The organism is Terrabacter sp. RAF57, from assembly GCF_052113925.1.
Classification (GTDB): Bacteria; Actinomycetota; Actinomycetes; order Actinomycetales; family Dermatophilaceae; genus Terrabacter.
On record NZ_JBFRDT010000012.1, the window covers coordinates 1 to 25,357 of the forward strand.

Here is a 25,357-nt window from a genome sequence, read left to right on the forward strand (position 1 = left end):
GCCTCGGGCAGCCTCGGGCACGGCGGGCTGGCGCTCGCCGCCGCGACGCCCGACGACGTCGCCGGCCTGGACGCCGCGCGCGACCGGCTGCGGGGCGTCGACCTCGTCATCGCCAGCGACGTCGACTCGCCGCTGCTCGGCCTCAAGGGGGCGAGCGCGGTCTTCGGCCCCCAGAAGGGCGCGTCCGAGGAGGACGCCCAACGGCTGGAGAACGCGCTGGGCCACTTCGCGAGTGTCRTGGCCCGGGTTCGGCCGCCGGCCAGGGACCTGCTGACCGGCACCCTCCTCAAGCCGGAGCGCGAACCCGGAGCCGGAGCAGCAGGTGGGCTCGGCTACGCCCTGCACCTGCTCGGTGCGCGCCGCGTGTCCGGGGTCGAGGCGGTGCTCGACGCCGTCGGGTTCGTCGACCTCGTGGCCTCCGCCGACCTCGTCGTCACGGGCGAGGGCAGCTTCGACTGGCAGTCGCTGCGCGGGAAGGTCGTCGTCGGCGTCGCCGAGGCGGCCGCGCGCGTCGGTGTGCCGGTCATCGCCGTCCCCGGTCAGTCGCTCGTCGGCCGGCGGGAGGCCATGACGGCCGGCCTCTCCGGGGTGTATGCCGTGGCGGAGCGTCCCGACCAGGTCGCCGCCGCCCTCGCCGAGCCCGCCGCGCGCCTCGCGGACCGCACGGCACGCGTCGCGCGCACCTGGTCGCCGTCCACATCCTGAGCCGCCGGACGGGGGGAGGATGCACGATTCGGGTGGGGGGCGACGTATCCTTGGAGACGTCGGGAACACATCCGGCGCGGCATGGGTTCTCTCTTCCGACCCATGCTCCACGACGTGAAGGACCAACACATGAGTGTCGAGACGAACGCATCTCCCGCCGAGGTTCAGACCGAGGCTCCCGCCCACGGTGTCGTCCTGACGGACGTCGCGGCCACGAAGGTCAAGAGCCTGCTCGAGCAGGAGGGTCGTGACGACCTCCGCCTGCGCGTCGGTGTCCAGCCCGGCGGATGCTCGGGCCTGATCTACCAGCTCTACTTCGACGAGCGCAGCCTCGACGGTGACCTCGTCCGCGACTTCGACGGTGTCGAGGTCGTCGTCGACCGCATGAGCTCCCCCTACCTCGAGGGCGCCACGATCGACTTCGCCGACACCATCGAGAAGCAGGGCTTCACCATCGACAACCCCAACGCGGGCAGCAGCTGCGCCTGCGGCGACTCCTTCAGCTGAGCCGCCCGCGCCACGGCGCACGCCGCACCGCACGTCCGAAGGGCCCGACCGTCACGGTCGGGCCCTTCGCCGTCACCGGGCCGTCATCGGGGCGGCGTCGAGCCGGCGTCGGGCCGGCGTCGGGCCGGCGTCGGTGGGGCAGCGATCCCGGGTAGGTTCGTGCTGTGCAGATCGCCATCACCGGTTCCATCGCCACCGACCACCTCATGACCTTCGACGGACTCTTCGCCGACTCGCTCGTCGTCGAGCAGCTCGACAAGATCTCCCTGTCGTTCCTCACCTCGGACCTGCAGGTCCGCCGGGGCGGGGTCGCCGCGAACATCGCGTTCGGCATGGCCAACCTCGGTCAGCGTCCGCTGCTCGTCGGCGCGGTCGGCGAGGACTTCACCGACTACCGCAGCTGGCTCGAGCGCCACGGCGTCGACTGCGGCGCGGTGCACTACTCCGCGTCCCAGCACACGGCGCGCTTCATCTGCACGACCGACCGCGACATGGCCCAGATCGCGACGTTCTACGCGGGGGCCATGACCGAGGCGCGCGACATCGAGCTCGCGCCGGTCGCCCAGCGGGTCGGCGGCCTCGACCTCGTCGTCGTGGGCGCCAACGACCCGGAGGCGATGCTGCGCCATTCGGACGAGTGCCGCTCGCGCGGCATCCCGTTCGCGGCCGACCCCTCGCAGCAGCTCGCGTTCTGCGACGGGCCGACCATCGCACGCCTCATCGACGGGGCCGAGTACCTCTTCACCAACGAGTACGAGAGCCACCTCGCCTGCCAGAAGACCGGCTGGAGCGAGGACGAGCTCGCCGACCGCGTCCGGGTGCAGGTCAAGACCCGCGGCAAGGACGGCGTCACCGTCCGCGTGCGCGGCGAGGAGCCCGTCGAGGTGGGGATCGCCCGCGAGGTGCGCAAGGCCGACCCGACCGGCGTCGGCGACGCCTTCCGGGCCGGCTACCTCACCGGTCTCGCAGCCGGTCTGCCGGTCCGCCGCTGCGCCGAGCTCGGCTCGATGCTCGCCACCTACGTCATCGAGACGGTCGGCACCCAGGAGTACGCCCTGGGCAAGGAGCGCTTCCTCGAGCGGCTCGCCGAGGCCTACGGTGCCGAGTCCGCCGACGAGATCGGGCCCCACATCACCTGTCCACGGCCATGACGCCGCCGCCGGCCCGGCGCTGACGGTCATCGCGAGCCGCTGAGCAGCCCACCCCCACGAGAGCCGGAGCCCGTCAGTGCCCACGCCGCCGCCGTCCACCCCCTGGGACTTCGCGCTCGACCGCGTCCCCCCGGGCGAGGACCTCATCGGCATCGGCGCCGACCTCGACGTCGCGACCCTCTTCGAGGCCTACTCCGTCGGTGTGTTCCCCATGGGGATCGGCGACCACGGCGCCGAGCCGATCGGGTGGTGGTCACCGGACCCCCGCGGCATCCTGCGGCCGCGCGAGCTGCGCGTCAGCCGGTCGCTGCGCAAGGCCGTGGCCCGGTTCGAGGTGCGCGTCGACTCCGACTTCCGCGCGGTCGTCGAGGCCTGCGCGGCGCCGGACCGGGACGGTCGCTGGATCACCCCCGAGATCGTCGACGCCTACGTCGAGCTCCACGACGCCGGGTGGGCCCACTCGGTCGAGACGTGGCAGGACGGCGAGCTCGTCGGCGGCCTCTACGGCGTCGCCATCGGCGGCCTGTTCGCGGGCGAGTCGATGTTCCACCACGAGCGTGACGCCTCGAAGGTCGCCCTCGTCGGTCTGCGCGACCTGCTCATCGCCGACGGGGACCCCCGCCGCCTCGTCGACGTCCAGTGGCAGACGCCGCACCTGGCCACGCTCGGCGTGCGCGAGGTCCCGCGCGACGAGTACCTCGCGATCCTGCCGACCGTGCTCAACGCGCCGCTCCCGGCCCGCTGGGCCTGACCACCTCGACGAGGTATGCCGTGTGGTCGCCCTCCGCACGCGCCTCGACGAAGCGGTGGCCCCGCATCCGGCACCAGGCCGGGACGTCGTGGGCGGCGGCCGGGTCGGTCGCCAGGACCGTGACGGTCGCGAGGTCCGGCCGGTCGCGGACGAGGCGGGCGAGGCGGATGACGGGCAGGGGGCAGCGTTCGCCGCGCGCGTCGACGACGGACGGGTCGTCGGTCACAGGTCACCGACCCCGAGCTGGTCGCGCACGGCGCGGACGGTCGGGGCGAGGGCGGCCGTGAAGACGCTGACGTCGTCGGCGAGAGACGGGGAGACCGCGGGCAGGGGCAGGGTGACGCGCACGTTGCCGTGGGTCAGGACCCCCATCGCCGCGAGCACGTGGCTCGGCTCCAGCGTGCTCGACGTGCAGGCCGACCCGCTCGCCACCGCGAAGCCGGCAGCGTCGAAGGCGCCGACGACGGCCTCCCCGTCGACGTAGAGGCTGGAGAAGGTGACGACGTGGGGGAGCCGGTCTTCCGGATCGCCGACGACCTCGGTGTCGGGCACCACGGAGGCGGCGCGCCGGATGTCGTCGACGAGCGCGCGCGTCACCTGCGTGTCCGCGGCACGAGTGGCCGTCGTCTGCTGCCACGCCTCGGCCGCGGCGAGGGCCAGCGGCACCCACGGCGTGACGTCCGCACGGCTGTGCTCGACGTCGGCGCGGGCCTCGGACCAGTGCCAGCGCACGCCCTCGCGGACGACGAGCACACCGAGCGGTGGTCCGCCCCACGACCGTGCGTCACCGACGAGGACGTCCCAGTCCGCAGGCACGTCGTCGCGTCCGAGGGACGCCGTGGCGTCGACGACGAGGGGTGTGCGATGGGCCGCGGCGGCATCACGGGCCGCCCCGAGAGGCTGGCGTGTGCCCACCTCGCCGTTGGCGCTCTGCAACGCCGCCACGACGGTGCCGGGGACCGCGAGGGCGCTCCGCCACGCGTCGAGGTCGAGCCGCCCCAGGGGGTCGACGGCGACCTCCGCGAACAGGGACGCGTCGTCGGCCGCGGCCGCTCGGGCCCGTCCGGGGACGAGGACGGCGGAGTGCTCCACCGCGGAGGCCACGGTGCGCGCCCCACGCCGGCGGGCGGCATACGCCACCCCGTCGACGGCCCGGGCCAGCGCGGTCGGCCCGCTGGGCAGGAAGCTCACCTCGGTGGGTCGCACCCCCAGACCGGCGGCGACGATCTCGCGGGAGCGGTCGAGCAGGGCCCGGGCCCGGCGCCCCTCGGCGTGCAGCCGGGCCGGGTCGGCCCAGCCGATCTCGACCGCGGCCTGCAGGGTGTCGCGTGCGACGGGGTGGAGCGGGCCTGACGAGGCGTCGAGCAGCCGCCGCACGCCCGGTGACCGGGTCGGCCCGGGCGTCGGCACCGGTGCCGGCTCGCGGTCGTGCTGACGGTCGTCCGGGAGCCCGCCGGACACCCGCTGGGAGCCTCCGGAAGGGGCGGACGGACGGGGTCCAACGTTCGTGCCCGGATCGTGACTGACCACTCCGCAACGTTAGCCGCCCCCTGCGGACAGCGTGACAAGAGGGACGGTAGGGTTGCGCCGTGGGCCTTGGTGCCCAGACGGTTTGACGTGAACACGTTCGACGCGCGCCCTGCGCGCCCACGTACGGAACGAAAGGTGCACCTGGTGCCTGAGCACGAAGACACCCCAGCGGCAACGCCGGTGGTGACGAGGGTGGTGGGGGAGACCGGGCGGCGACGCACCGGGCTGCGCCTCGCCGGGATCGCCGGCCTCGCCGCACTGGCCCTCAGCGGTTGCCAGGGAAAGGTGTCCAACGGATACCTGCCCCCGGTGGTCTCCGACAGCGGCCAGCGGGTCACCGACCTGTGGATCGGCAGCTGGATCGCCGTCCTCCTGGTGGGGGCCCTCACGTGGGGCCTGATGCTCTACGCCGCCATCCGCTTCCGCAAGCGCAAGGGCGACGAGACGCTTCCCGTCCAACTGCGCTACAACGTGCCGATGGAGATGCTCTACACGGTCATCCCCGTCTTCATGGTGGCCGTCTTCTTCTACTACACCGCGCGTGACGAGGCCAGGCTCGTCGACACGAGCACGAAGAAGGACCTCACGGTCAGCGTCGTCGCGAAGCAGTGGAGCTGGGACTTCAACTACGTCGACTCGAACGTCCACGAGACGGGAGTCCACACCGAGCTCGACGGCACCGAGGGCAAGCGCGCGCAGATGCCCGTGCTCTACCTGCCGGTCAACAAGCGCGTCGAGTTCGTCCTCAACGCCCGCGACGTCATCCACAGCTTCTGGGTGCCGGCGTTCATGATGAAGATGGACATGCTCCCGGGCAAGACGAACAAGTTCCAGCTGACACCCACGCAGGTCGGCACGTTCCAGGGCAAGTGCGCCGAGCTCTGCGGCGCCTACCACTCGCAGATGCTCTTCATGGTCAAGGTCGTCCCGCAGGCCGAGTACGACCAGGAGATGGCCCACCTCAAGGCCATCGGCCAGGAGGGCCTCATCCCCGTCGACGTGAGCCGCGAGAAGATGGTCCAGGCCGACATCGACAAGATCCCCGCACCGGCTCGCACTGGGAGCAACTGATGACCTCCGCAACGTACAACCGTGAGGCGCAGGCCCCGAACATGACGACCGCGGCCCGCCCGCGCATGGCCAAGGGCCAGACCTTCGTCAAGTGGGTGACGACGACCGACCACAAGGTCATCGGCAACCTCTACTTCATCACGTCGTTCATCTTCTTCCTGCTCGGCGGCCTCATGGCGCTGCTCATCCGCGCCGAGCTCATGGCCCCCGGCCTGCAGATCGTGGACAACCCCGAGCAGTACAACCAGCTCTTCACGATGCACGGCACGATCATGCTGCTGCTCTTCGCCACGCCGCTCTTCGCCGGCTTCGCCAACGCCGTCATGCCGCTGCAGATCGGTGCGCCCGACGTCGCGTTCCCGCGCCTCAACATGTTCGCGTACTGGCTCTACCTCTTCGGTGGCCTCATCGCGTCCATCGGCTTCCTGACGCCCCAGGGTGCTGCCGCGTTCGGCTGGTTCGCCTACGCGCCGCTGTCCGACGTCAGCTACTCGCCCGGCGTCGGCGGTGACCTGTGGGTCTTCGGTCTCGCGCTCGCAGGTTTCGGCACGATCCTCGGTGCCGTCAACTTCATCACGACGATCATCTGTCTCCGCGCGCCCGGCATGACGATGTTCCGGATGCCGATCTTCACGTGGACCGTGCTCATCACCTCGCTGCTCGCGATCCTCGTGTTCCCGATTCTCGCGGCTGCCCTCTTCGCCCTCGGCGGTGACCGGCGCTTCGGGATGCACATCTTCGACGCCGAGAACGGTGGGGCCATGCTCTGGCAGCACCTGTTCTGGTTCTTCGGGCACCCAGAGGTCTACATCATCGCGCTGCCGTTCTTCGGCATCATCAGCGAGGTCCTGCCGGTCTTCTCGCGCAAGCCGATCTTCGGCTACAAGACCCTCGTCTTCGCCACGATCGCCATCGCGGCCCTGTCGGCGAGCGTCTGGGCGCACCACATGTACGTCACCGGACAGGTGCTCCTCCCGTTCTTCGCGGTCATGACGATGCTCATCGCCGTGCCGACCGGCGTGAAGTTCTTCAACTGGATCGGCACCATGTGGGGAGGCAAGGTCGTCATGGCCACGCCGATGCTGTGGGCGATGGGCTTCCTCGTCACGTTCCTCTTCGGCGGTCTGACCGGCATCATCCTGTCCAGCCCGGCGCTCGACTTCCACCTGTCCGACAGCTACTTCGTCGTCGCGCACTTCCACTACACCGTCTTCGGCACGGTGGTGTTCGCGATGTTCGCCGGCTACTACTTCTGGTGGCCCAAGCTCACCGGTCGGATGCTCGACGAGACGCTCGGCAAGATCCACTTCTGGATGCTCTTCATCGGCTTCCACATGACGTTCCTCATCCAGCACTGGCTCGGTGTCGAGGGCATGGCCCGTCGCTACGCCGACTACCTGCCGGAAGAGGGCTTCCAGCTCGCGAACATCGTCTCGAGCTTGGGCGCGTTCCTGCTCGGTGCCTCGATGATCCCGTTCGTCTACAACGTCTGGAAGACGTGGCGCACGGCGCCGCTCGTCGAGTCCGATGACCCGTGGGGCTACGGCGCGTCGCTCGAGTGGGCCACCTCGTGCCCGCCGCCCCGCCACAACTTCACGTCGCTGCCTCGCATCCGGTCCGAGCGCCCCGCGTTCGACCTGCACCACCCCGAGTCCGCAACGGGTGTCGCGCCTGTCGCCGACCAGGGCACCCTCGTCCAGGTCATGGGCCCGGCCGACGTGGCCGGATCCGAGAAGGCCACCGCCAGCACCCAGAAGCGTGAGGACTGATCCCGATGCGCGTCGAGACCAAGCTCTTCCTCTACCTGTTCGTCTTCTTCGTCCCCGTCGTGCTCATGTACGGCTTCTGGTCCAAGTGGGAGGAGCCGATCGGCGTCACGGCGCTGATCCTCACCGCACTGCTGTTCGCGCTCACCGGCTTCTACCTCTGGATGACCGGCAAGAAGCTGCCGCTGCGCCCCGAGGACAATGCCGCCGGTGAGATCGAGGACGCCGAGGGCAACTACGGCTACTTCGTCGCGAGCTCCTGGACGCCGCTGTGGCTCGCCGGCTCCGGCGCCATCATGTTCGCCGGCCTCGCGATCGGCTGGTGGCTCTTCATCATCGGCGCCGTCTTCGCGGTCGTCGCCGTGTGCCTGTGGGTCTTCGAGTCCTTCTCGGGCGAGTACTCCATCTGATCTCGAGCCTGACGTCGCAGGGCCCCGGTCGTCGACCGGGGCCCTGCGACGTGGTCGGCCGGAGCTCGTCGGGCCCACGAGAGCCCCCACGCCGGCCGTACGACGTGCTGCGGTGAGGACGTCATCGCCCGACCCTGCCGACGGGGCCCCCGGGTCCGGACAGCGCGAAGGGGAAGGCCGTGGCCTTCCCCTTCGATCCGACCCTGACCTTCACGGTCCGAGCGGCTCGCAGTGCGATCGTGTGGGAGAGAACATCTGACGCACCTCCATCCGATCGGTTGAACGGTTCCTCGACGGTATCCCCGGCAGGCTGCGACGACAAGGGGCGCTCGGGGTGGACCGGACAAACTGTCCCGCGTGCGAGACGTCGCGCGCCCACGGCCACGCCGCAGGTGGCCGCGCCGTGGCCGCGCTATGGCCCGACGGGGGCCCGACGGTGGACCCCCGTCACGTAGCCCGGTGCGGGAGCTCAGCCCCAGCCCAGCTCGTGGAGATGGTCGTCGTCGATGCCGAAGTGGTGGGCCACCTCGTGCACGACGGTGATGGCGATCTCCTCGCGCAGGGTGGCCGCGGTGTCGCACATCCGCTCCAGGGGGCCCTGGAAGATCGTGATGCGGTCAGGGAGCGAGCCAGCGTCCCACCAGCCGTCCCGCTCGGTCAGCGGGGTCCCGTCGTAGACGCCGAGCAGGTCGGGATCATCGGGCGGGGGCTCCTGCTCGACGAGGACGACGACGTTGTCCATCGCGCGGGCGAGCTCCTCGGGGATCGAGTCGAGGGCGTCCCCGACCGCCTCCTCGAACTCGGCCTCGGACAGGTGCATGGGCCGAGTCTGTCACGCGGGGCCGAACGGCCTCGAGGGGTGGCCGTGGCCCGCTGCTGCGCGGACCAYGGCCGCGTCCTCAGTTGCCGTCGTCCCCGCCGGCCGGCGCCGGGGTCTGGGACACGGAGTCGGACCAGGCGGCCTGCGCGCCGCTGTGGCCGATGCGCACGACCTGCACGGTCGTCCCGAGGGCCGCCACGAGGCCGACGACCGCGCCGGCGACGAGGAGCAGCGCGGCACGAGCGAGGTGCGGGCGGGCGTCTCCTCGGTCGGGTCGGCGGCCGAGTCGCTCGGCGCGACGGTGGGCACGGCCCGACGCTCCCCGCGGGCCACGACGAAGAGCAGGACCGCCGCGGCGGCGAGTCCGATGACCCAGGGAAGCAAACCCTCGGCGAGCTGTGAGTGTGTCTCGATGAGGTCGCTGTGCTCCAAGTGTCGTTCGAGGTACTCACCCGACTCGGTCGACAGGGGAGTGAGCACCACCGCGAGGACGGACAGCGCGAGCGGCATCCAGGCGGCCCACCGACGGAAGCGCGGCCACACGGCGCAGAGCAGCACCGTGACGGCGGCGGCCGGAACGACGACGGTCGTCGCGTGGACGATGAGGGGATGGACGGGGAGGCCGAAGATCGTGTCGAGCATGGAACCTGCCTGTCGTTGGGGGACGGGGGTGCGGCCGTGCCCAGATGCTCTAGACGACATCTCACAAAGTTCTCATAACCGACATCTCGGGTCACGGTGCGTCGCCGGRCGCCGAGAGGGACCTCCCGCACCGGGAGATCCCTCTCGTGTGGCTGTCGCCGGAGGCGACCAGGCGTCAGCCGTGCTGCTTGTCGGCCTTGATCGTCTCGCGCTCCTGGCCGGCCCCTGCGGGCTCGATGGCCTCGTGTCCGCCCTCGGGCGCGGCCGCGTGGTCCTCGTGCTCGTGGTGGGCCGCCTCGAGCTCGGACGGGGTGGCCGGGGCGACGCGGTCGCGGAAGTAGAGGTTCGAGAACTTCGCCCGGAGGCGCTCCTTGCCGGCGATGGGGCTGTCGACGCCGTTGGCGTCCTTGCCCGCTGTGAGCTCGAGCGGCTCGTGGGACTCGTGCTGGACCAGGGCCCAGCGCTCGTCGGGGGTGAGCGGAGCGTGGATCTCCTCGAAGCGACCGTCGGCGTGCCGCCAGATGGTGCCCGTCTCACGACCGTGGAGGACCTTCTGGCGGTCGGCGCGCTGCAGGCTGAGGCAGATGCGCTTGGTGATCCAGAAGGCGACCGGCGGCGCGACGAAGAAGAGCACGCGCAGCGTCTGCGTGATGTCGTTGATCGACAGGTGCAGCTTGATCGCCATGAGGTCGTTGCCGGCAGCGAGGAAGAGCACGACGTACATCGAGATGCCGGCGATGCCGATGGCGGTGCGCGTCGGCGCGTTGCGCGGGCGGTCGAGCAGGTGGTGCTCGCGCTTGTCACCGGTCACCCACGACTCGACGAAGGGGTAGACGCCGATGATCGTCCACATGAGCGGCAGCAGGATGAGCGAGCCCGGGAAGATGTTCATGCTCCACGTGAAGCCGAACGTCTCGAACTCGAGGAAGCCGGGCAGCAGTCGCAGCGCACCGTCGGCGAAGCCCATGTACCAGTCGGGCTGGGAGCCCGCGGTGATGGGGGAGGGGTCGTACGGACCGTAGGCCCAGATCGGGTTGATCGTCACGACCGCCGAGATGAGGGCGATGACGCCGAAGACGATGAAGAAGAAGCCACCGGCCTTGGCGATGTACACCGGCAGGAGCGGGTAGCCGACGACGTTCTTGTTGGTGCGGCCCGGTCCGGGGAACTGCGTGTGCTTGTGCAGGAAGACGAGCAGGATGTGCGCCGTGAAGAGGCCCACGAGGATGGCCGGGATGAGCAGCACGTGCGCCGAGTAGAGGCGCGGGATGATCGCCTCTCCGGGGAACGCGCCGCCGAAGATGAAGTACGACAGGTAGGAGCCGATGACCGGCGCCGACTGGATGAAGCCGTTCATGGCGCGGATGCCGGTGCCCGAGAGCAGGTCGTCGGGGAGCGAGTAGCCCGCGAAGCCCTCGATGCACGCGAGCAGCGACAGGATGGTGCCGAAGACCCAGTTGATCTCACGCGGCTTGCGGAACGCGCCGGTGAAGAAGACGCGCGCCATGTGGACGAAGACCGACACGACGAAGATCAGGGCGGCCCAGTGGTGGATCTGACGGATGAGCAGACCGCCGCGGATGTCGAAGGAGATCCCGAGCGTCGAACGGTAGGCGTCCGACATCGTCACGCCCTGCAGCGGGACGTAGGAGCCGTCGTAGACGACCTGGCTGGCGCTGGGCACGAACCAGAAGGTGAGGAACGCACCGGTCAGCAGGCAGACGATCATCGAGTACATCGCGATCTCGCCGAGCATGAACGACCAGTGGTCGGGGAAGACCTTCTTGGCGAGGAAGGAGACACCCTTCGCACCGCCGAGGCGGTCGTCCATCCAGCCGGCGATGCCGCCGAGCGGCTTGGTGGCGGACGCGCGCTCGTCGGCCTGGCGGTCGCCGGCGCGGAGTGCGTCCGCGGGACGAGTCTCGTTGATGGTGCTCATCGCGCACGCTCCCAGAAGCTCGGTCCCACGGGCTCTGCAAAGCCTGCGGGGGCGACGAGGTAGCCCGCGTCGTCGACGGTGATCTTGAGTTGCGGCAGCGGCCGCTTGGCCGGGCCGAAGATGACGGCGCAGTCCTCGGTGAGGTCGAAGGTCGACTGGTGGCACGGGCAGAGCAGGTGGTGCGTCTGCTGCTCGTACAGGCCGACCGCGCAGCCCACGTGGGTGCAGATCTTGGAGTAGGCGACGACGCCGTCGACGCCCCAGTCCTTGGCCTTCTGCACCTTGATCAGGTCGGGGTCGAGGCGGATCAGGATGACCGCCGCCTTGGCCTTGGCCTCGAGGACGTGCTTGCCCTCGTCGATGTACTTCTGGAGCGTCTCGGGCATCACGTGGAAGACCGAGCCGGACGTGACCTCGTCGAAGCGGATCGGCGTCATCTCCGGGTCGCGCATGAGCCGGATCGGCTTGCCGCCGTTGTCCTTCGGGTCCCAGATGGTGTGCTTGAGCTCCTCGACGTTGGTCGGGCCGAGCGAGCCGGCGACCTGCAGGCCGAGGGGGAGGGCGAAGAGGCCGAGCGCCCCACCGAGGGAGTACTTCAGGAGCGGACGGCGGTTGAGCTGCGTCGACGCGACGCCCTCGTTGACGACGGCGACGGCCTTGGCGCGCTGCTCGGTCGTCGAGGCCTGCTCGTGGCGCTCCTCGACGATCTCCTCGTCGGACATCAGCGTCTTGGCCCAGTGCACGGCGCCGATGCCGATGAGGAAGATGGCGAAGCCGAGCGACAGGCCGAGCACGACGTTCTGGGTCTTGGCGATGCCGATACCGGGGAAGAAGAAGGTCGCCTCGTCGGGGATGGCGAAGTAGCTGACCAGGAAGACGAGCGTGGCGAGCATCGACAGACCGAACATCGTCGCGACCTGGCGCTCGGCGCGCTTGGCCGCCGCGGGGTCGTCGTCGGCGGCGCGGTGCACGTGTGCCGGCAGACCGGGGTTCTCGAACTGGTCCACCCCTCTGATCAGCGACGCCGGGAGTCGCTCGGTTCCGGCGTCGGACGCCGGGACGAGGGACGTGCTGGTCCCGTGGTCCGTGGTGTCGTTCTCGTTCATCGGGTCGTGGTCCTGTCGTCGTTCGTGATCGAGGCGATGCAGCGCGGGCTCATGCTGCCTTCTTGCCGAGCCAGACGGCGCAGCCGATGAGGATGCCGAGCGCGAACACCCACGCGAAGAGCCCCTCGGACACCGGGCCGAGGTTGCCCAGCGTGAGGCCGCCGACGTTCGTCTCGTTCTCCTGCGCCTTGAGGTAGGAGATGACCTTCTGCTTCGCCTCGGGCGTGAGGTTCATGTCGTTGAAGACCGGCATCGACTGCGGCCCGGTCACCATTGCCTCGTAGATGTGCTTCGGTGTGGTGCCCTCGAGCGCCGGGGCGTACTTGCCGCGGGTCAGGGCGCCGCCCGCACCGGCGAAGTTGTGGCACATCGCGCAGTTGACGCGGAAGATCTGGCCACCTTCGGCGATGGCCTTGTTGTTCTCCGGCGTGCCGGGCTCGATGACCGTCGTGTACTTCTCCTCCGGGATCGCCGGGCCGGGGCCGAGCGAGGCGACGTAGGCCGCGAGGGCGGAGATCTGGGCGTCGTCGAACTTCACCTTGTTCTGGGGCGCCTGGACGTTCGGGCCGGCGAGCGGCATACGTCCGGTGCCGACCTGGAAGTCGACCGAGGCGGCGCCCACGCCGACGAGCGACGGGCCGGACTTCGTGCCCTGGGCACCGACGCCGTGGCAGGTGGCGCAGTTGGCGATGAAGAGGTCCTTGCCGTGGGCGACGTCGTCGGCGGCCGCCGTGGGAGCCGACGCGTTGGCGTCCTTGGGGGCCAGGAAGGAGTAGGCGCCGCCGGTCACGAGGAGGCCGAGCAGCAGCAGCACCGCGATCGCGGCGGGGTGTCGGCGTCGGGCGGCCAAGGCGTTCACTGTGGGTTCCTGTCGTCCATGGAGGTGGGGGTCGGGTGCAGCTGCGCGATCATGCCGGGGTCAGCGCAGGATGTAGATGGTCGCGAAGAGCGCGATCCACACGACGTCGACGAAGTGCCAGTAGTACGAGGTCACGACGGCGCCCGTGGCATTGGCGTGCGTGTAGCGCCGCGTCGTGAAGGTGCGGGCGATGATGAGCAGGAAGGCGATGAGGCCGCCGGTCACGTGCAGACCGTGGAAGCCGGTCGCCATGTAGAAGACCGAGCCGTAGGCGTCGGAGCTCAGCGTGACGTTCTCGTGGACGAGCTCGGAGTACTCCATGACCTGGCCGGCGATGAAGAAGGCGCCGAAGAGGTACGTCAGGACGTACCACTCGCGCATGCCCCAGCCCTTGATGTCGAGGAGCTTGCCGGTGCGGGCCTTCTGGCCGCGCTCGGCCTTCCAGACGCCGAGCTGGCACCACACGGAGGAGATGACGAGCACGAGGCAGTTGACGCTCGCGAAGGGCAGGTTGAGCTTCTCGGTCTGCACCGCCCAGAGGTCACCGCGGACCGACCTGAGCTGGAAGTAGACCGCGAAGAGACCCGCGAAGAACATGAGTTCGCTGGAGAGCCACACGATGGTGCCGACGGCAACCATGTTGGGGCGGGTCGCCGGCCCGTGATGGGCCGGATTCGCTACTGCGCTTGAAGGAACTGCCGATGCTGTCGCCACGTTGGACATTATTCCCACATTCCTGTCCGGCTGTGCGAGGGACCCCCCGCTTCGGGGCCCTTTCTCGCGCGGGTGTAGAGGATTCGTGACCATTCCGACATGAACCCTGAACAGCCGGGTCGTGGGCCGTCCGGGACCACCCTCCCACGTCGGTCTGAGGCGTCGTCTCGCGGGTGGGGAGGTCGGTGCGGTCGGTCGCGACCCGCCCGGTAGCATCGGTCGCATGACCGCCTCGAACGACAGCGCAGCACAGGGCACGTCCACCGACATCGCGCCGACGACCGGCGGCCAGCGGCCGGTGGCGCGGGTCAGCGTCCTGCTCTACAGCGACGACATCACGACCCGTGACGCGGTGCGCGCGGCGGTCGGCCGTCGCCCCGCCAGGGACGTCGAGGTGGTCCGCTGGCACGAGTGCGCGACGGCCGACGCCGTGATCAGCTCGGTCGAGTCCGAGCGCTTCGACATCCTCGTCCTCGACGGCGAGGCCGCCAAGGTCGGCGGCTTGGGCCTGGCCAAGCAGCTCAAGAACGAGATCTTCGACTGCCCCCCGATCGTCGTGCTCACGGGCCGTCCGCAGGACAGCTGGCTCGCCGCCTGGTCCCAGGCCGACCTGGCCGTCCCGCACCCGCTCGACCCGATCGCGCTGACGTCGGCCATCGCCACGCTCGCGCGTTCGGGCGTGCCCACGGCCTGACGCATGGCGCCCGACGCGACGACCTGGCCTGCACTGCTGACCGACCTCATCGCCGGTCGTGACCTCGACCGGCCGACGGCCGAGTGGGCCATGGGGCAGATCATGAGCGGGGAGGCCACGCCCTCTCAGGTCGCGGGCTTCCTCATCGGCCTGCGTGCCAAGGGCGAAAGCATCGAGGAGATGCGGGGCCTGGCCGAGCAGATGCTCGCCCACGCGCGGCGGATCGAGGTGCCGGGGCCGAGCCTCGACATCGTCGGCACCGGCGGCGACCGGGCCCACACGGTCAACATCTCGACGATGTCCGCGATGGTGGCGGCGGCTGCCGGCGTGCGTCTCGTCAAGCACGGCAACCGGGCCGCCTCGTCGTCGTCCGGCTCGGCGGACGTGCTCGAGGCCCTCGGTGTCGACCTGTCCCTGCCTCCCGAGCGTGTCGTCGAGGTGGCGTCGGAGGCCGGCATCACCTTCTGCTTCGCACAGACCTTCCACCCCTCGTTCCGTCACACGGCGGTGCCGCGCCGCGACCTCGGCATCGGGACGGCGTTCAACTTCCTCGGTCCACTGACCAACCCGGCACAGCCGACGTATGCCGCCGTGGGCTGCGCGGACGCCCGCATGGCCCCGTTGCTGGCCGGCGTCTTCGCGCACCGTGGCAAGGACGCCGCGGTGTTCCGCGGCGACGACGGTCTCGACGAGGTCACCGTCTCGACGACGACGCACGTGTGGTGGGTCCGCGAGGGGTCCGTCACCGAACGCTCGCTCGACCCCACCCGCCTCGGCATCGAGCTGCACCCGATCGAGGAGCTGCGCGGCGGCGACGCGGCGCACAACGCCGGCGTGGTCCATGACGTGTTCGCCGGCGCGATGGGAGCCGTCCGGGACGCCGTGCTCCTCAACGCCGGGATCGCGCTCGCGCTGACGCGTCCGGACACGGGGGCGTCGGAGGGCGACTTCGACCGTGACGTGCGTGCCGGGATGGACCTCGCGGCGCAGGCCATCGACAGCGGAGCCGCGACCGGCCTCGTCGAACGCTGGGTGGCCGCGACCCGACGCTGAGCCGGTCGGACGGTCAGGCGGGCGGCTCGCTCAGTCGTCCACTCGGTCGGCTCGGCCGGGATCTGCGACGAGCCGAGGGTCTGTGTCGACCTGCTACTCGCCCTCGAGCCCGAGGCTGAAGGCGGCCTCGAGGTCGTGCGACGAGTAGGTGCGGAAGGCGATGTGCGTCGACGTTCCGACGATGCCCTGCACCTTGTTGAGCCGGTCGGCGATGACGTCCGCGAACTCCTCGTGCGCCTTGACCCGCACCATGGCGATGAGGTCGGCGTCGCCCGTCACCGAGTAGACCTCGGACACGGCCGGGATGTCGGCGATGGCCTCGGCCACCTCCGGGATGCGGTCGACCTCGCAGCTGATCATGACGATGGCGGTGATCACGGGACCACCCTAGCCGGGCCTACCCCGCGCGACGCAGGCCGCCGCCTCGGCCCGGGCGACCGGCGCGGCCGGGCCGGTCGCCGTGCGGGGAGCCGGCACGCGGTCCGGGCACGTCGTGGTCGAACCCGACGACCTCGTGCGCCGATGCGACGGCGGGCTCGAGCTCGCTGCGCACCGAACCGGCACCGCCGACGGGGCACGTCCAGGTCCCCTCGAGCTCGACGATGCGCACGCCCGGCGCCTCGAGCCACCGGAGCAGGATCTCCGTCTCCTCGGTGAGCGCGGACGGACGGTCGGGCGTCGGTGCGGGCACGACCTCGGCCGTGGCCTGCATCGACTGGACGTAGGGCATCGGGTCGGCGCCCCGCGGGCTCACCACGACGCCGGCGAGGCGCCCGTGGCGGACGGAGACGAGCTCCCACCCACCGACGTCGCTGCGGCGCGCGGCGATGATCTCGGGAGAGCGGACCAGCGGGGCCAGCCGCTGGGCGCGAGCGGCTCCGCGGACGAGCTGGAGGAAGCGGTCGCGCACCCGCGCCGCATCCTCGAACCGCTCCTGCGAGGCCAGCTCCTCGAGGCGGACCCGGAGCAGCTCGGCGCTGGGCCGGGCGTTGCCGGTGAAGATGGCGCGGCACTCGGCGACGACGACGGCGTAGTCACCCTCGGACTGCGCGCCGGTGCACGGGGCGCCGCACCGGCCCATGTCGGCGAGGGCACAGGCGGTGCCTCGGCCGGTGAGCCGGCCGGTGCACTGACGCAGGGGGACGACCTCGTGGACGGCGTCGATGGCCRCCTGGGCCGTGGCCCGGGACCGGAACGGCCCGATGTAGTGGGCGTCGTCGTCGCGGACCTGCTTGACGATCGACAGGCGAGGAAAGCGCTCCTGGGTGAGCTTGACCCAGATGACCTTGCGGCCGTCCTTGGACCGGCGGTTGAACCGCGGCTTGTGCTCGTCGATGAGCCGCAGCTCGCGCACCTGGGCCTCGAGCGAGGTCTGGCAGACCACGGGGTGGACGACGTGGGCGAGGCGCACCATCTCGGCCATCCGGCTGCGTTGCTCCGAGGCCGTGAAGTAGGTGCGCACCCGGGTGCGGATGTCGCGGCTCGTGCCGACGTAGAGGACGCGGTCGCTGCCGTCCTTGAAGAGGTAGACGCCGGGGGCGCTGGGCAGGGGATCGGCGAGGAAGCGCTTGCGTCGCTGCGACGGCGTGACCCGAGAGCTGTAGCTCGACAGCTCCTCGAGCGTCTGCACGCCGAGGTTGCCGACACGTTCGATGAGTCCGTGGAGGACGTCGACCGTGGCGCGGGCGTCGTGCAGGGCCCGGTGGTCGGGTGCCGTCGTGGAGCCGAAGACCTGGGCGAGCGACGAGAGCCGGTGGTTGGGCGACTCGTCGCGCACGACGAGCTGCCGGGCCAGCTGGAGCGTGTCGAGGACCGGGAAGCCGGGCCACGGCGCGCCGACCCGGGCGGCAGCGGCCTTGAGGAACCCGATGTCGAACCCGGCGTTGTGGGCGACGAGGACGCTGCCGGCGGCGAACTCGAGGAAGGCGGGCAGGGCGCTCTCGATGCGCGGCGCGTCGCGGACCATGGAGTCGGTGATGCCCGTGAGGACGGAGATGAACGCCGGGATGGGCTCGGCCGGGTTGACGAGGGTCTGGAACTCGCCGAGCACCTCGCCGCCGCGCACCTTGACGGCGCCGATCTCGGTGATGCCGCACTGGGCGGGTGAGCCACCCGTGGTCTCGAGGTCGACGACGACGAACGTGACGCCGGCAAGGGGGGTGCCGAGGTCGTCGAACGTCGCCTGGATCGCCTGCATGACCTCGACGGTATGCCGGGGCGCCGACAATGCCTCGGAGGCGCGTTGGTCGCAAGCCCTTCTGGCACAAGGGGGCCGGACGCCGTCCGCGAATCATGGGCCCCCGGTGCGTTGCCCTCCCGTGCGGCTCGACGCCGGTCCGCCGTCCCCCGGAGGAGGCCGGGGGGCGAGTCGACGACCGAGTGTCCCGGGGCAGTGTCAGTGGGGCCACCTAGCGTCTTTCACGACAGATCGCAACGAGAGACGAAGGGGTTGGACCACGATGATGCTCGTCGACTGCGAGACCTGCCCGGTGCGGGACGTCCACTGCGCAGACTGCATGGTGACCGCGCTGGCGGCGATCCCGCTGCGTCCGGGCGCCACCGCACCCGGCGCCGACACGCGACCCGGCCGCCCGCGGCGGGTCGACGACCGCCGGGAGGTCGACGGGGTCATGACCGCACCCCTCGACCGCGCGGAGCGACGGGCCGTGTCTGCCTTCGTCGCGGCAGGGCTCGTCTCCGTGTCCACGGCCAACACGGCTCGCGCCGACCTCGAGCCCGCCGAGGTCGTGACGCACCACCGAGCGCGCCACGCCGTCTGACCCCACGGGCCACGGGACGGGCCACCGCAACAGGTCCGCATGACACGATGTCGCGGTGTCGGGCACCCGTCGTCGTGGACCTGCGCGGGAGGCCGCCTCGGCGGCGTTGGCCGCGCTGCTGGTCCTGACCCTGACGTCGTGCACGACGGCCGGTCCGCACTCGGGACCCCCGGCGACGGCAGCACCGGGCGCGACCTCGCCCAGCGGCGGGGTGCCCGCAGACGTCGAGGTCACTCCGGAGATGTGGGCGTCGGCCCGTCAGCGTGCGGTGACGGAGCTGCTGCGCGCCCGCTTCGCCGCTGCGGAGCGGTCTGACGAGAGCGGGTGGCTCGCACCCTTGCAGGGGGCGTCATCCGCGGCGCTGCGCCCGACACAGGCCGCCGTCCTCGACCGCATGACGCGCATGGCGGTGGAGAGCATCCGGCTCGTCGGCGTCCGCGAGACCACCGCGCCGGTTCCGGCAGCCCGGGGGACCACGGTCGAGTGGGACGTCAGGGCGAGCCTCACCTACCGGCTTCGGGGCTTCGATGCTCGTCCGCGGTCCTTCGACCTCGACCTCACCTTCAAGGCTGACCCCAGTCGGCCCGCAGGCCTGGTCATCACGGCGTCGGCTCCCTCCGGGCGCCCGCAGCCCTGGGATCTCGCGGGCCTCGTCGTCCGGAGGTCGCACACCGCGCTGGTGCTGGGCGTCGGCGACGACGACCGGATCGAGGAGGTCGTCCGTCGGGCGCGCACGGCGGCCTCGCGGGTCGCGAGCGTGTGGGGAGAGGTGCGCCCCGCGGTCTGGATCGCCCCGGCCACCGACGTCGACGCCGCCCGGTTGCTCGGACGCACGGCCGGCGACCTCGACGGCGTCGCCGCGGCCACGGACGGTCCGCTGACGCCGGGGGAGAGAGCCGGTGCAGACCGCATCGTGCTCGTCCCGGGAGCGTGGGCCTCACTGCGTCCCGACGGTCGCGACGTCGTCATGACGCACGAGCTGACCCATGTCACCGTGCGGGCCTCGACGACACGGGCCGTACCCGTCTGGCTGTCCGAGGGCTTCGCCGAGCTCGTCGCCTATGAGCCGATCGACCTGCCGGAGGCGACGATCGTCGCTCCGGCGCTCGAACGTGTGCGAGCGTCCGGCCTGCCGCAGGCACTGCCGGCCGACGCGGACTTCGACCCAGGCACCCACGCGCTCGCGGCGGCATACGGCCTCTCGCTGCTGGCCCTGCGGACCCTCGCCGACGCATACGGCACCCAGGCCGTCGTCCGTCTCTACCGGGCCGCGGCCGGCGGACTCGACGTCCCGACCTCCCGGCTCGACGACCGCGAGGCAGCCGTCGACGCCGCACTGCGCAGCACGACCGGAACCACCCGGGCAGCCCTCGTCACGGACTGGCAGGCGCGCATCCGCCACCTGCTCCGCTGAGCCCTCAGGCGTAGAGCTTCTCGACCTCGTCGGCGTAGTCCTTCATGACGACGTTGCGCTTGAGCTTGAGCGACGGCGTCAGGTAGCCGTTGGCCTCGGTGAAGTCGCCGGGCAGCACCGCGAACTTGCGGATCGACTCGGCCTTGGAGACCGCCTCGTTGGCCCGGTCGACGGCCTCCTGCAGCGCCTCGAGGACCTTCGGGTCGGTGCGGGCCTGGTCGAGTGACACTCCCTCGATGCCGTGCGTCTTGGCCCAGAGCGGCCACATCTCCTCGTCGAGCGTCACGAGGACGGCGACGAAGGGCTTCTGGTCACCGACGACGATGCACTGCGAGACGAGGGGGTGTGCGCGGAGGCGGTCCTCGAGCACGGCCGGGGCGACGTTCTTGCCACCCGCCGTCACGAGGATCTCCTTCTTGCGGCCGGTGATCCGCAGGTAGCCGTCCTCGTCCATCTCGCCGATGTCGCCGGTGTGGAACCACCCGTCGGCGATGGCGTCGGCCGTCGCGGTCGGGTTGTCGTGGTACGCGTTGAAGACGCCGACACCCTTGAGCAGGATCTCGCCGTCCTCGGCGATCCGGATGCCCGTGCCCGGCAACGGCGGTCCGACGGTGCCGATCTTGATCTTGTCCGGCGTGTTGACCGCGACGGGCGCGGTCGTCTCGGTGAGGCCGTAGCCCTCGAGGATGACGACCCCGATGCCCCGGTAGAAGTGGCCGAGGCGCGTGCCGAGGGGCGCCCCGCCGGAGACGGCGTAGCGCACGTGCCCGCCCATGGCTGCGCGCAGCTTGCCGTAGACGAGACGGTCGAAGACCGCGTGCTGGATCCGCAGTCCGAGGCCGGGTCGGCCGGCGTCGAGGGCCTCGCTGTAGGCGATCGCGACGGTGGCCGCGCGCAGGAAGATCTTGCCCTTGCCCTCGGAGGACGCCTTGGCCTCGGCCGAGTTGAAGATCTTCTCGAAGACGCGGGGGACGGCGAGCACGAAGGTCGGCTGGAAGCCGGCGAAGTCGTCGAGCAGCGTCTTGATGTCGGCCGAGTGGCCCATCCGTGCGCGACCCTCGACGCAGAGCACCTCGATGAAGCGGGCGAAGACGTGCGCGAGGGGCAGGAAGAGCAGGGTCGAGGCGTTCTCGGTGAGGACGACCTGGCCGAGCTTCTCGATGGCATTCTCGGCGAGGTCGAGGAAGTTGCCGTGGGTCAGCTCGCAGCCCTTGGGTCGGCCCGTCGTGCCCGAGGTGTAGATGATCGTCGCGACCGCCCGTCGGTCGAGTCCGGCCCGGCGCGCGGCCAGATCGGCGTCCGAGACCTCGCGGCCCTTCTCGCGCAGGGCGTCGAGACCACCGGCGTCCATGGTGACGACGTCGCGAAGCGACGGCAGGTCGCCCCGGACCTGCTCGACGACCGAGCGGTGTGCGTCGGTCTCGACGACGACGACCTGGGCGTCGGAGTCCGAGAGGATCCACTGGACCTGCTCGGCCGAGGAGGTCTCGTAGATCGGCACGACCACGGCGCCCGCACTCCACGCGGCGAAGTCGACGAGGGTCCACTCGTAGCGCGTGCGCGACATGAGGGCGACCCGGTCGCCGGGCTGGAGCCCCTCGGCGATGAGGCCCTTGGCGACGGCGGCGACGTCGTCGGCGAACTGGGCCCACGTCACGTGCGTCCAGCCCCCGGAGGGCGTCTTGCGGGAGAACGCGGTCTCGCTCGCGTTCTCCGCGGCGTTGCGCACGGGGAGGTCGGCGAGGCTTCCCTCCGTCGTGACGGGGGCGAGTGGTGCGACGACGTTGTCCTTCACTGTCACTCCTGATGGCGGGGCCGGGGAACTGTGCTGCACCTTACCGATCGGTAACCGCGCAGACCACGTCAGCATCATCACAGGGTGGGCTCGGCGGTCGGGCGCGCCGCCCCGCGGCGCAGGGCTGCCGTCGTCCCCATCTTGGCACGCGGCCGACGCGGGATGACACCGGCGGGGACAACCGCGGTCGGCCCGCTGACGACGCGATAGCCTTCGGCGCATGGCCGATCGCACCGAGTCCTCCATCGTCATCGACGCCCCGCCCGGCGAGGTGCTCGACGTCATCGCGGACTTCGAGGCCTACCCCGAGTGGGCGGGCGAGGTGAAGGACGTCACCGTGCTCGCCGAGGAGGGTGACGGCTGGGCCGACCAGGTCCAGTTCACCCTCGACGCCGGCGCCATCAAGGACACCTACGTCCTGGACTACGAGTGGGACGTCGTCGAGGACGGCACGGGCGTCGTCTCGTGGTCCCTCGTCTCCGCGCAGGTGCTCAAGGCGATGAACGGCTCCTACACCCTCGCCGGTGACGGCGACGGCACGAAGGTCACCTACCGCCTCTCCGTCGACGTCAAGATCCCCATGATCGGGCTGCTCAAGCGCAAGGCGGAGAAGGTCATCGTCGACACCGCGCTCAAGGAGCTGAAGAAGCGCGTCGAGGCCTGACCGACCGTGACACCGAACGACGGTCCCGACGCGGCACCCGCCGCCCCCGACCAGCCCCACCGGCTCGACGCCGACGGGTCGACGCGCCCCGACGACGCGCCTCCCGGCAGCGTCGCGGCAGAGGCTGCGCTGCTCGTCGACCTGCTCTCGCGCCGCACCTGGTCGGGAAGCTCGCGTATGCCGTCCGGTGACTCCAGGGGTGAGCGTGCGGGCGGCGCAGCGCACGGCCACGACCACGCCGCAGGCCCGGCCTCGCCGGCGGGTGACTCCGCGGGCCCGGACGCAGCGCGTCGACCCGACGGGTCGCCGGGGGAGTGCACGTGCGGGGGCACGACGCCCGCTGCGTGCCGCGTGTGTCCCGTCTGCCAGCTCATCGCCTTCGTCCAGCAGGTCGACCCCGACACCATCGAGAAGGTCGCCGACTTCGTCGGCTTCGCGGCCACGGCCCTGCGCGACCTCGCGACGGCGCAGCGGGAGCGGCGCGCCGAGCCTGCGCCCGACGGTGACACGGACCGCGACGACGCCCACCCCAGCGCCGACGCCGACGACATCGACGCCGACGACATCGACGCCGACGAGAACGGCCCCGGAGGCAGCGCATGAGCAGGCGTCTCGCGATCGGCATCGACATCGGCGGCACGAAGGTCGCGGGTGGTGTCGTCGACGAGTCGGGCGTCATCACCCATCGCACCCGTCGTGACACCCCCCACCGCTCGACATCCCCGGCGGTCGTCGAGAACACCATCGTCGAGTCGGTCGAGGAGCTGCTCGGCCACGTCGACGCCGACGACGTCGTGGCCGTCGGCATCGGCGCCTCGGGCTTCGTCGCCGAGGACCGCGCGACCGTCGTCTTCGCGCCGCACCTGTCCTGGCGCAAGGAGCCGCTGCGTGACGCGCTGTCGCAGCGCATCGCCCTGCCGATCACCGTCGACAACGACGCCAATGCCGCGGCCTGGGCCGAGGCGACCTTCGGTGCCGCCCGGGGAGAGTCGCACGTCGTCGTCATCACGCTCGGCACGGGCATCGGCGGCGCCCTCATCATCGACGGCAACGTCCAGCGCGGGCGGCACGGCATCGCCGGCGAGTTCGGCCACATGCAGATCATGCCGGGCGGCGCGCGCTGCGAGTGCGGCAACCGTGGCTGCTGGGAGCAGTACGCCAGCGGCAACGCGCTCGTGCGCGAGGCCCGCGCCATGATCGAGGCCGGGTCTCCCGTCGTCGCCGACCTGCTCGCCCGTCTCGGCGGCGACGCCAACGCGCTGACCGGTCCCTTCATCACCGAGGCCGCCCGCGACGGCGACCCCACCGCGCGCGAGCTGCTCGCCGACATCGGCGAGTGGCTCGGTATCGGGCTGGCCAACCTCGCCTCGGCCTTCGACCCCGGCCTCTTCGTCATCGGCGGTGGCGTGAGCGCGGCCGACGAGATGCTCATCGGCCCGGCCCGTGAGGCCTTCCGCCGGCAGCTCCCCGGGCGCGGCTACCGTCCGGAGGCGCGGATCGTGCGCGCCGTGCTCGGCAGCGATGCCGGTCTCATCGGGGCCGCCGAGCTCGCGCGGGCCGGCCGCTGAGCCCGTGGCCGTGCGGCCCGGTGGCCGACCGGAGCACGTGCTGCGGGTCATGAGCTACAACGTCCACGACCTGCTCGACGACCGGGCAGCAGCGGCACGCGTCGTGCGTGCCGTCGCCCCCGACGTGCTGTGCCTCCAGGAGGTCCCGCGCCGGCTCACGACGGAGCTCCGCCTCCCACCCTTCGCACGTGACTGTGGTCTGCACTGGCGCCGAGGCCGCCTCGGCACGGGCGGGACGGCGGTCCTGACGGCCGCACGGGTGGTCGTCCACGGCACGTCGCGTGGCCGTCTGCCGGTCCGCTTCCCCGACCGCACGCGGGGGTATGCCGCCGCGACCGTCTCGCTCCCGACCGGCGGTCCGTCGCGTCGTGCCGTCACCGTCGTCAGCGTGCACCTCGGGCTGCGCGCCTCCGAGCGGGCGAGGCACGCGGCCACCGTCCTCGCCGTCCTCACCCGGCTCGGTGGGCTCGACGACCGGGCCGTCATCGCAGGGGACCTCAACGAGGGACCCGGCGGGACGGCATACGCGATGTTCGCCGAGCACCACCCGCCGGTGTCCGGCAACGCGCCCACATTTCCCGCGCTCGACCCGAGGACCGCCCTCGACGTCGTCTTTGCCGGGCCGGGACTGCGGGTCGTCGAATCGGCCGAGACCGTCGTGGACGAGGGTGACCTCGTAGCGGGGTCGGACCACCGGCCGGTCTGGGTCGACATCGACCTCGGGTCCGACTGACGCGTCGGACCGCCTCGCGACCGGCTAGAGGCGGGTGCCGTCGTCGAACGGGTCCCGCTCGGTGCCGCCGCGCAGGACGAGCAGCACGAAGCCGACGACGACCATGGTCAGGGCCGTCACGACCCACCAGCCGCTGCCGTCACGGTCGAAGAAGAGGACGTAGAGCAGCAGCAGGGGGCCACCGGCGAGGCCGCCGACGATCGCCCAGAACATCGGGTCGGTCTCGGCCGACGGGAGGTCGATCTCGGAAGGGGGGACGAAGTGGTCGTCGCCGTCCGATGCAGCGTCGGCGTCGTCGCGGCGGGACGTCGGGCCGCGCCACTCGTGGGACGTCGTCGGGGCGATCGGCAGCTCGAGCAGACCGGACGACCCCGACGGGGTCGACGCGCCGGCTCCGGGCTGCTGGGGCGGTGCCGTGGGGTCGGTGCCCCGGCCGGCCTGCGGGCGTTCCACCGTCGAGGGTGAGGCGTCCGGGGCCGACGTCGGACCGGGCTGGTCAGCCGTGTCGGCCGTGTCGGCCGTGTCGGCCTCGGTCGGCGAGACCGACGGTGGCGCAGGGTCGGCGACCTGCTCGGCCGCCTGGTCGGTCGACGCCGTGGCGTCCGGACGCTGTGGCTCGGGTGCCTCGTCGTCCCATCCCGCGATGATCCGCGCGAACTCCGCGTCGAGGTCGCGGTCACTCATC

At 71.2% G+C, this 25,357-nt stretch carries 27 protein-coding genes; 15 read left to right on the plus strand and 12 right to left on the minus strand.

Features of this window, described 5'->3' with window-relative positions; translation table 11 throughout:
• From AB4Y83_RS14390 to aat, 4 genes are all read left to right on the plus strand, one after another.
• Positions 1-705 (plus strand): glycerate kinase (locus AB4Y83_RS14390; RefSeq protein ID WP_442297304.1); only part of this gene is annotated, 705 nt, incomplete at its 5' end.
• Positions 706-834: 129 nt separating this feature from the next.
• Positions 835-1,212, plus strand: a complete 378-nt coding sequence (erpA, locus tag AB4Y83_RS14395; RefSeq protein ID WP_020145450.1) for an iron-sulfur cluster insertion protein ErpA — start codon at positions 835-837, stop codon at positions 1,210-1,212.
• Between the two features lie 164 nt (positions 1,213-1,376).
• On the plus strand, positions 1,377-2,363 hold the full coding sequence (locus AB4Y83_RS14400) for a carbohydrate kinase family protein (RefSeq protein WP_442297305.1): 987 nt from the start codon (positions 1,377-1,379) through the stop codon (positions 2,361-2,363).
• Between the two features lie 76 nt (positions 2,364-2,439).
• Positions 2,440-3,114 carry a leucyl/phenylalanyl-tRNA--protein transferase gene (aat, locus tag AB4Y83_RS14405; RefSeq protein WP_442275905.1) on the plus strand — a complete coding sequence of 225 codons (675 nt, stop codon included), beginning with the start codon at positions 2,440-2,442 and terminating at the stop codon, positions 3,112-3,114.
• Here aat and AB4Y83_RS14410 read toward each other — a convergent pair.
• Together AB4Y83_RS14410 and AB4Y83_RS14415 are read right to left on the minus strand one after the other, a co-directional pair.
• Positions 3,083-3,340, minus strand: a complete 258-nt coding sequence (locus tag AB4Y83_RS14410; RefSeq protein ID WP_056781144.1) for a sulfurtransferase TusA family protein — start codon at positions 3,338-3,340, stop codon at positions 3,083-3,085. The genes aat and AB4Y83_RS14410 overlap by 32 nt on opposite strands.
• Positions 3,337-4,575, minus strand: a complete 1,239-nt coding sequence (locus AB4Y83_RS14415) for a cysteine desulfurase family protein (protein WP_442297306.1) — start codon at positions 4,573-4,575, stop codon at positions 3,337-3,339. The genes AB4Y83_RS14410 and AB4Y83_RS14415 overlap by 4 nt, the downstream gene beginning before the upstream one ends.
• 204 nt (positions 4,576-4,779) lie before the next feature.
• On the opposite strand from AB4Y83_RS14415, the gene ctaC reads away from it, so the two are divergent.
• The 3 genes from ctaC to AB4Y83_RS14430 are packed head-to-tail and all read left to right on the plus strand — an operon-like array spanning position 4,780 to position 7,891.
• The gene (gene ctaC / locus AB4Y83_RS14420) at positions 4,780-5,715 is read left to right on the plus strand and encodes an aa3-type cytochrome oxidase subunit II (protein WP_442275907.1); all 936 of its coding nucleotides are present in this window, start codon (positions 4,780-4,782) and stop codon (positions 5,713-5,715) included.
• Between the two features lie 41 nt (positions 5,716-5,756).
• A complete protein-coding gene (ctaD, locus tag AB4Y83_RS14425) occupies positions 5,757-7,484 on the plus strand; it encodes an aa3-type cytochrome oxidase subunit I (protein WP_442275999.1) in 1,728 nt (575 codons plus the stop codon).
• Between the two features lie 5 nt (positions 7,485-7,489).
• Complete coding sequence (locus AB4Y83_RS14430; RefSeq protein ID WP_056781137.1) at positions 7,490-7,891, plus strand: cytochrome c oxidase subunit 4; 402 nt, start codon at positions 7,490-7,492, stop codon at positions 7,889-7,891.
• 469 nt (positions 7,892-8,360) lie between these two features.
• Here the strand turns inward: AB4Y83_RS14430 and AB4Y83_RS14435 are convergent, their stop codons facing one another.
• The 6 genes from AB4Y83_RS14435 to ctaE all read right to left on the minus strand — a co-directional run bounded on the left by AB4Y83_RS14435 (position 8,361) and on the right by ctaE (position 13,980).
• On the minus strand, positions 8,361-8,711 hold the full coding sequence (locus AB4Y83_RS14435; protein WP_442275908.1) for a metallopeptidase family protein: 351 nt from the start codon (positions 8,709-8,711) through the stop codon (positions 8,361-8,363).
• A gap of 12 nt (positions 8,712-8,723) precedes the next feature.
• Complete coding sequence (locus tag AB4Y83_RS14440) at positions 8,724-9,353, minus strand: DUF2231 domain-containing protein (protein WP_442297307.1); 630 nt, start codon at positions 9,351-9,353, stop codon at positions 8,724-8,726.
• A gap of 175 nt (positions 9,354-9,528) precedes the next feature.
• Entirely contained in the window at positions 9,529-11,292 is a 1,764-nt protein-coding gene (gene qcrB / locus AB4Y83_RS14445) for a cytochrome bc1 complex cytochrome b subunit (RefSeq protein ID WP_442297308.1), read from the minus strand.
• Positions 11,289-12,398, minus strand: coding sequence for a cytochrome bc1 complex Rieske iron-sulfur subunit (gene qcrA / locus AB4Y83_RS14450; RefSeq protein ID WP_056781123.1), 1,110 nt, complete (start codon positions 12,396-12,398; stop codon positions 11,289-11,291). The genes qcrB and qcrA overlap by 4 nt, the downstream gene beginning before the upstream one ends.
• Before the next feature lie 49 nt (positions 12,399-12,447).
• On the minus strand, positions 12,448-13,257 hold the full coding sequence (gene qcrC, locus AB4Y83_RS14455; RefSeq protein ID WP_442275911.1) for a cytochrome bc1 complex diheme cytochrome c subunit: 810 nt from the start codon (positions 13,255-13,257) through the stop codon (positions 12,448-12,450).
• A gap of 60 nt (positions 13,258-13,317) precedes the next feature.
• Positions 13,318-13,980, minus strand: a complete 663-nt coding sequence (gene ctaE, locus AB4Y83_RS14460; RefSeq protein WP_081633962.1) for an aa3-type cytochrome oxidase subunit III — start codon at positions 13,978-13,980, stop codon at positions 13,318-13,320.
• A gap of 214 nt (positions 13,981-14,194) precedes the next feature.
• On the opposite strand from ctaE, the gene AB4Y83_RS14465 reads away from it, so the two are divergent.
• Both AB4Y83_RS14465 and trpD read left to right on the plus strand, forming a co-directional pair.
• On the plus strand, positions 14,195-14,665 hold the full coding sequence (locus tag AB4Y83_RS14465) for a response regulator transcription factor (protein WP_442297309.1): 471 nt from the start codon (positions 14,195-14,197) through the stop codon (positions 14,663-14,665).
• A gap of 3 nt (positions 14,666-14,668) precedes the next feature.
• Complete coding sequence (trpD, locus tag AB4Y83_RS14470) at positions 14,669-15,718, plus strand: anthranilate phosphoribosyltransferase (protein ID WP_442297310.1); 1,050 nt, start codon at positions 14,669-14,671, stop codon at positions 15,716-15,718.
• Between the two features lie 93 nt (positions 15,719-15,811).
• Here trpD and AB4Y83_RS14475 read toward each other — a convergent pair whose 3' ends face one another.
• Both AB4Y83_RS14475 and AB4Y83_RS14480 read right to left on the minus strand, forming a co-directional pair.
• Positions 15,812-16,096 carry an Lrp/AsnC family transcriptional regulator gene (locus AB4Y83_RS14475; protein ID WP_020145466.1) on the minus strand — a complete coding sequence of 95 codons (285 nt, stop codon included), beginning with the start codon at positions 16,094-16,096 and terminating at the stop codon, positions 15,812-15,814.
• A 19-nt stretch (positions 16,097-16,115) separates the two neighbouring features.
• A complete protein-coding gene (locus AB4Y83_RS14480; protein WP_442297311.1) occupies positions 16,116-17,915 on the minus strand; it encodes a DEDD exonuclease domain-containing protein in 1,800 nt (599 codons plus the stop codon).
• A gap of 319 nt (positions 17,916-18,234) precedes the next feature.
• Between AB4Y83_RS14480 and AB4Y83_RS14485 the strand changes: the two genes are divergently transcribed.
• Both AB4Y83_RS14485 and AB4Y83_RS14490 read left to right on the plus strand, forming a co-directional pair.
• Positions 18,235-18,498 carry a hypothetical protein gene (locus AB4Y83_RS14485; RefSeq protein WP_442297312.1) on the plus strand — a complete coding sequence of 88 codons (264 nt, stop codon included), beginning with the start codon at positions 18,235-18,237 and terminating at the stop codon, positions 18,496-18,498.
• Positions 18,499-18,553: 55 nt separating this feature from the next.
• Positions 18,554-19,912 (plus strand): hypothetical protein, encoded by a 1,359-nt coding sequence (locus AB4Y83_RS14490; protein WP_442297313.1) that lies wholly within the window; start codon positions 18,554-18,556, stop codon positions 19,910-19,912.
• A gap of 4 nt (positions 19,913-19,916) precedes the next feature.
• Here AB4Y83_RS14490 and AB4Y83_RS14495 read toward each other — a convergent pair whose 3' ends face one another.
• Positions 19,917-21,707: an AMP-dependent synthetase/ligase gene (locus tag AB4Y83_RS14495; RefSeq protein WP_442297314.1), complete on the minus strand. Its 1,791-nt coding sequence runs from the start codon at positions 21,705-21,707 to the stop codon at positions 19,917-19,919.
• A 220-nt stretch (positions 21,708-21,927) separates the two neighbouring features.
• Here AB4Y83_RS14495 and AB4Y83_RS14500 point away from each other — a divergent pair, with 220 nt between their 5' ends.
• From AB4Y83_RS14500 to AB4Y83_RS14515, 4 genes are read left to right on the plus strand one after another with little or no spacing between them, the layout of a single operon-like run.
• Positions 21,928-22,371 (plus strand): SRPBCC family protein, encoded by a 444-nt coding sequence (locus tag AB4Y83_RS14500; RefSeq protein WP_056781101.1) that lies wholly within the window; start codon positions 21,928-21,930, stop codon positions 22,369-22,371.
• Between the two features lie 6 nt (positions 22,372-22,377).
• Positions 22,378-22,974 (plus strand): hypothetical protein, encoded by a 597-nt coding sequence (locus AB4Y83_RS14505; RefSeq protein ID WP_442297315.1) that lies wholly within the window; start codon positions 22,378-22,380, stop codon positions 22,972-22,974.
• A complete protein-coding gene (locus AB4Y83_RS14510) occupies positions 22,971-23,939 on the plus strand; it encodes an ROK family glucokinase (RefSeq protein ID WP_442297316.1) in 969 nt (322 codons plus the stop codon). Before AB4Y83_RS14505 ends, AB4Y83_RS14510 begins: the two co-directional genes overlap by 4 nt.
• A gap of 49 nt (positions 23,940-23,988) precedes the next feature.
• Positions 23,989-24,672 carry an endonuclease/exonuclease/phosphatase family protein gene (locus AB4Y83_RS14515; RefSeq protein ID WP_442297317.1) on the plus strand — a complete coding sequence of 228 codons (684 nt, stop codon included), beginning with the start codon at positions 23,989-23,991 and terminating at the stop codon, positions 24,670-24,672.
• 24 nt (positions 24,673-24,696) lie between these two features.
• Here AB4Y83_RS14515 and AB4Y83_RS14520 read toward each other — a convergent pair whose 3' ends face one another.
• A complete protein-coding gene (locus AB4Y83_RS14520) occupies positions 24,697-25,356 on the minus strand; it encodes a hypothetical protein (RefSeq protein WP_442275921.1) in 660 nt (219 codons plus the stop codon).
• Position 25,357 lies beyond the last annotated feature (1 nt).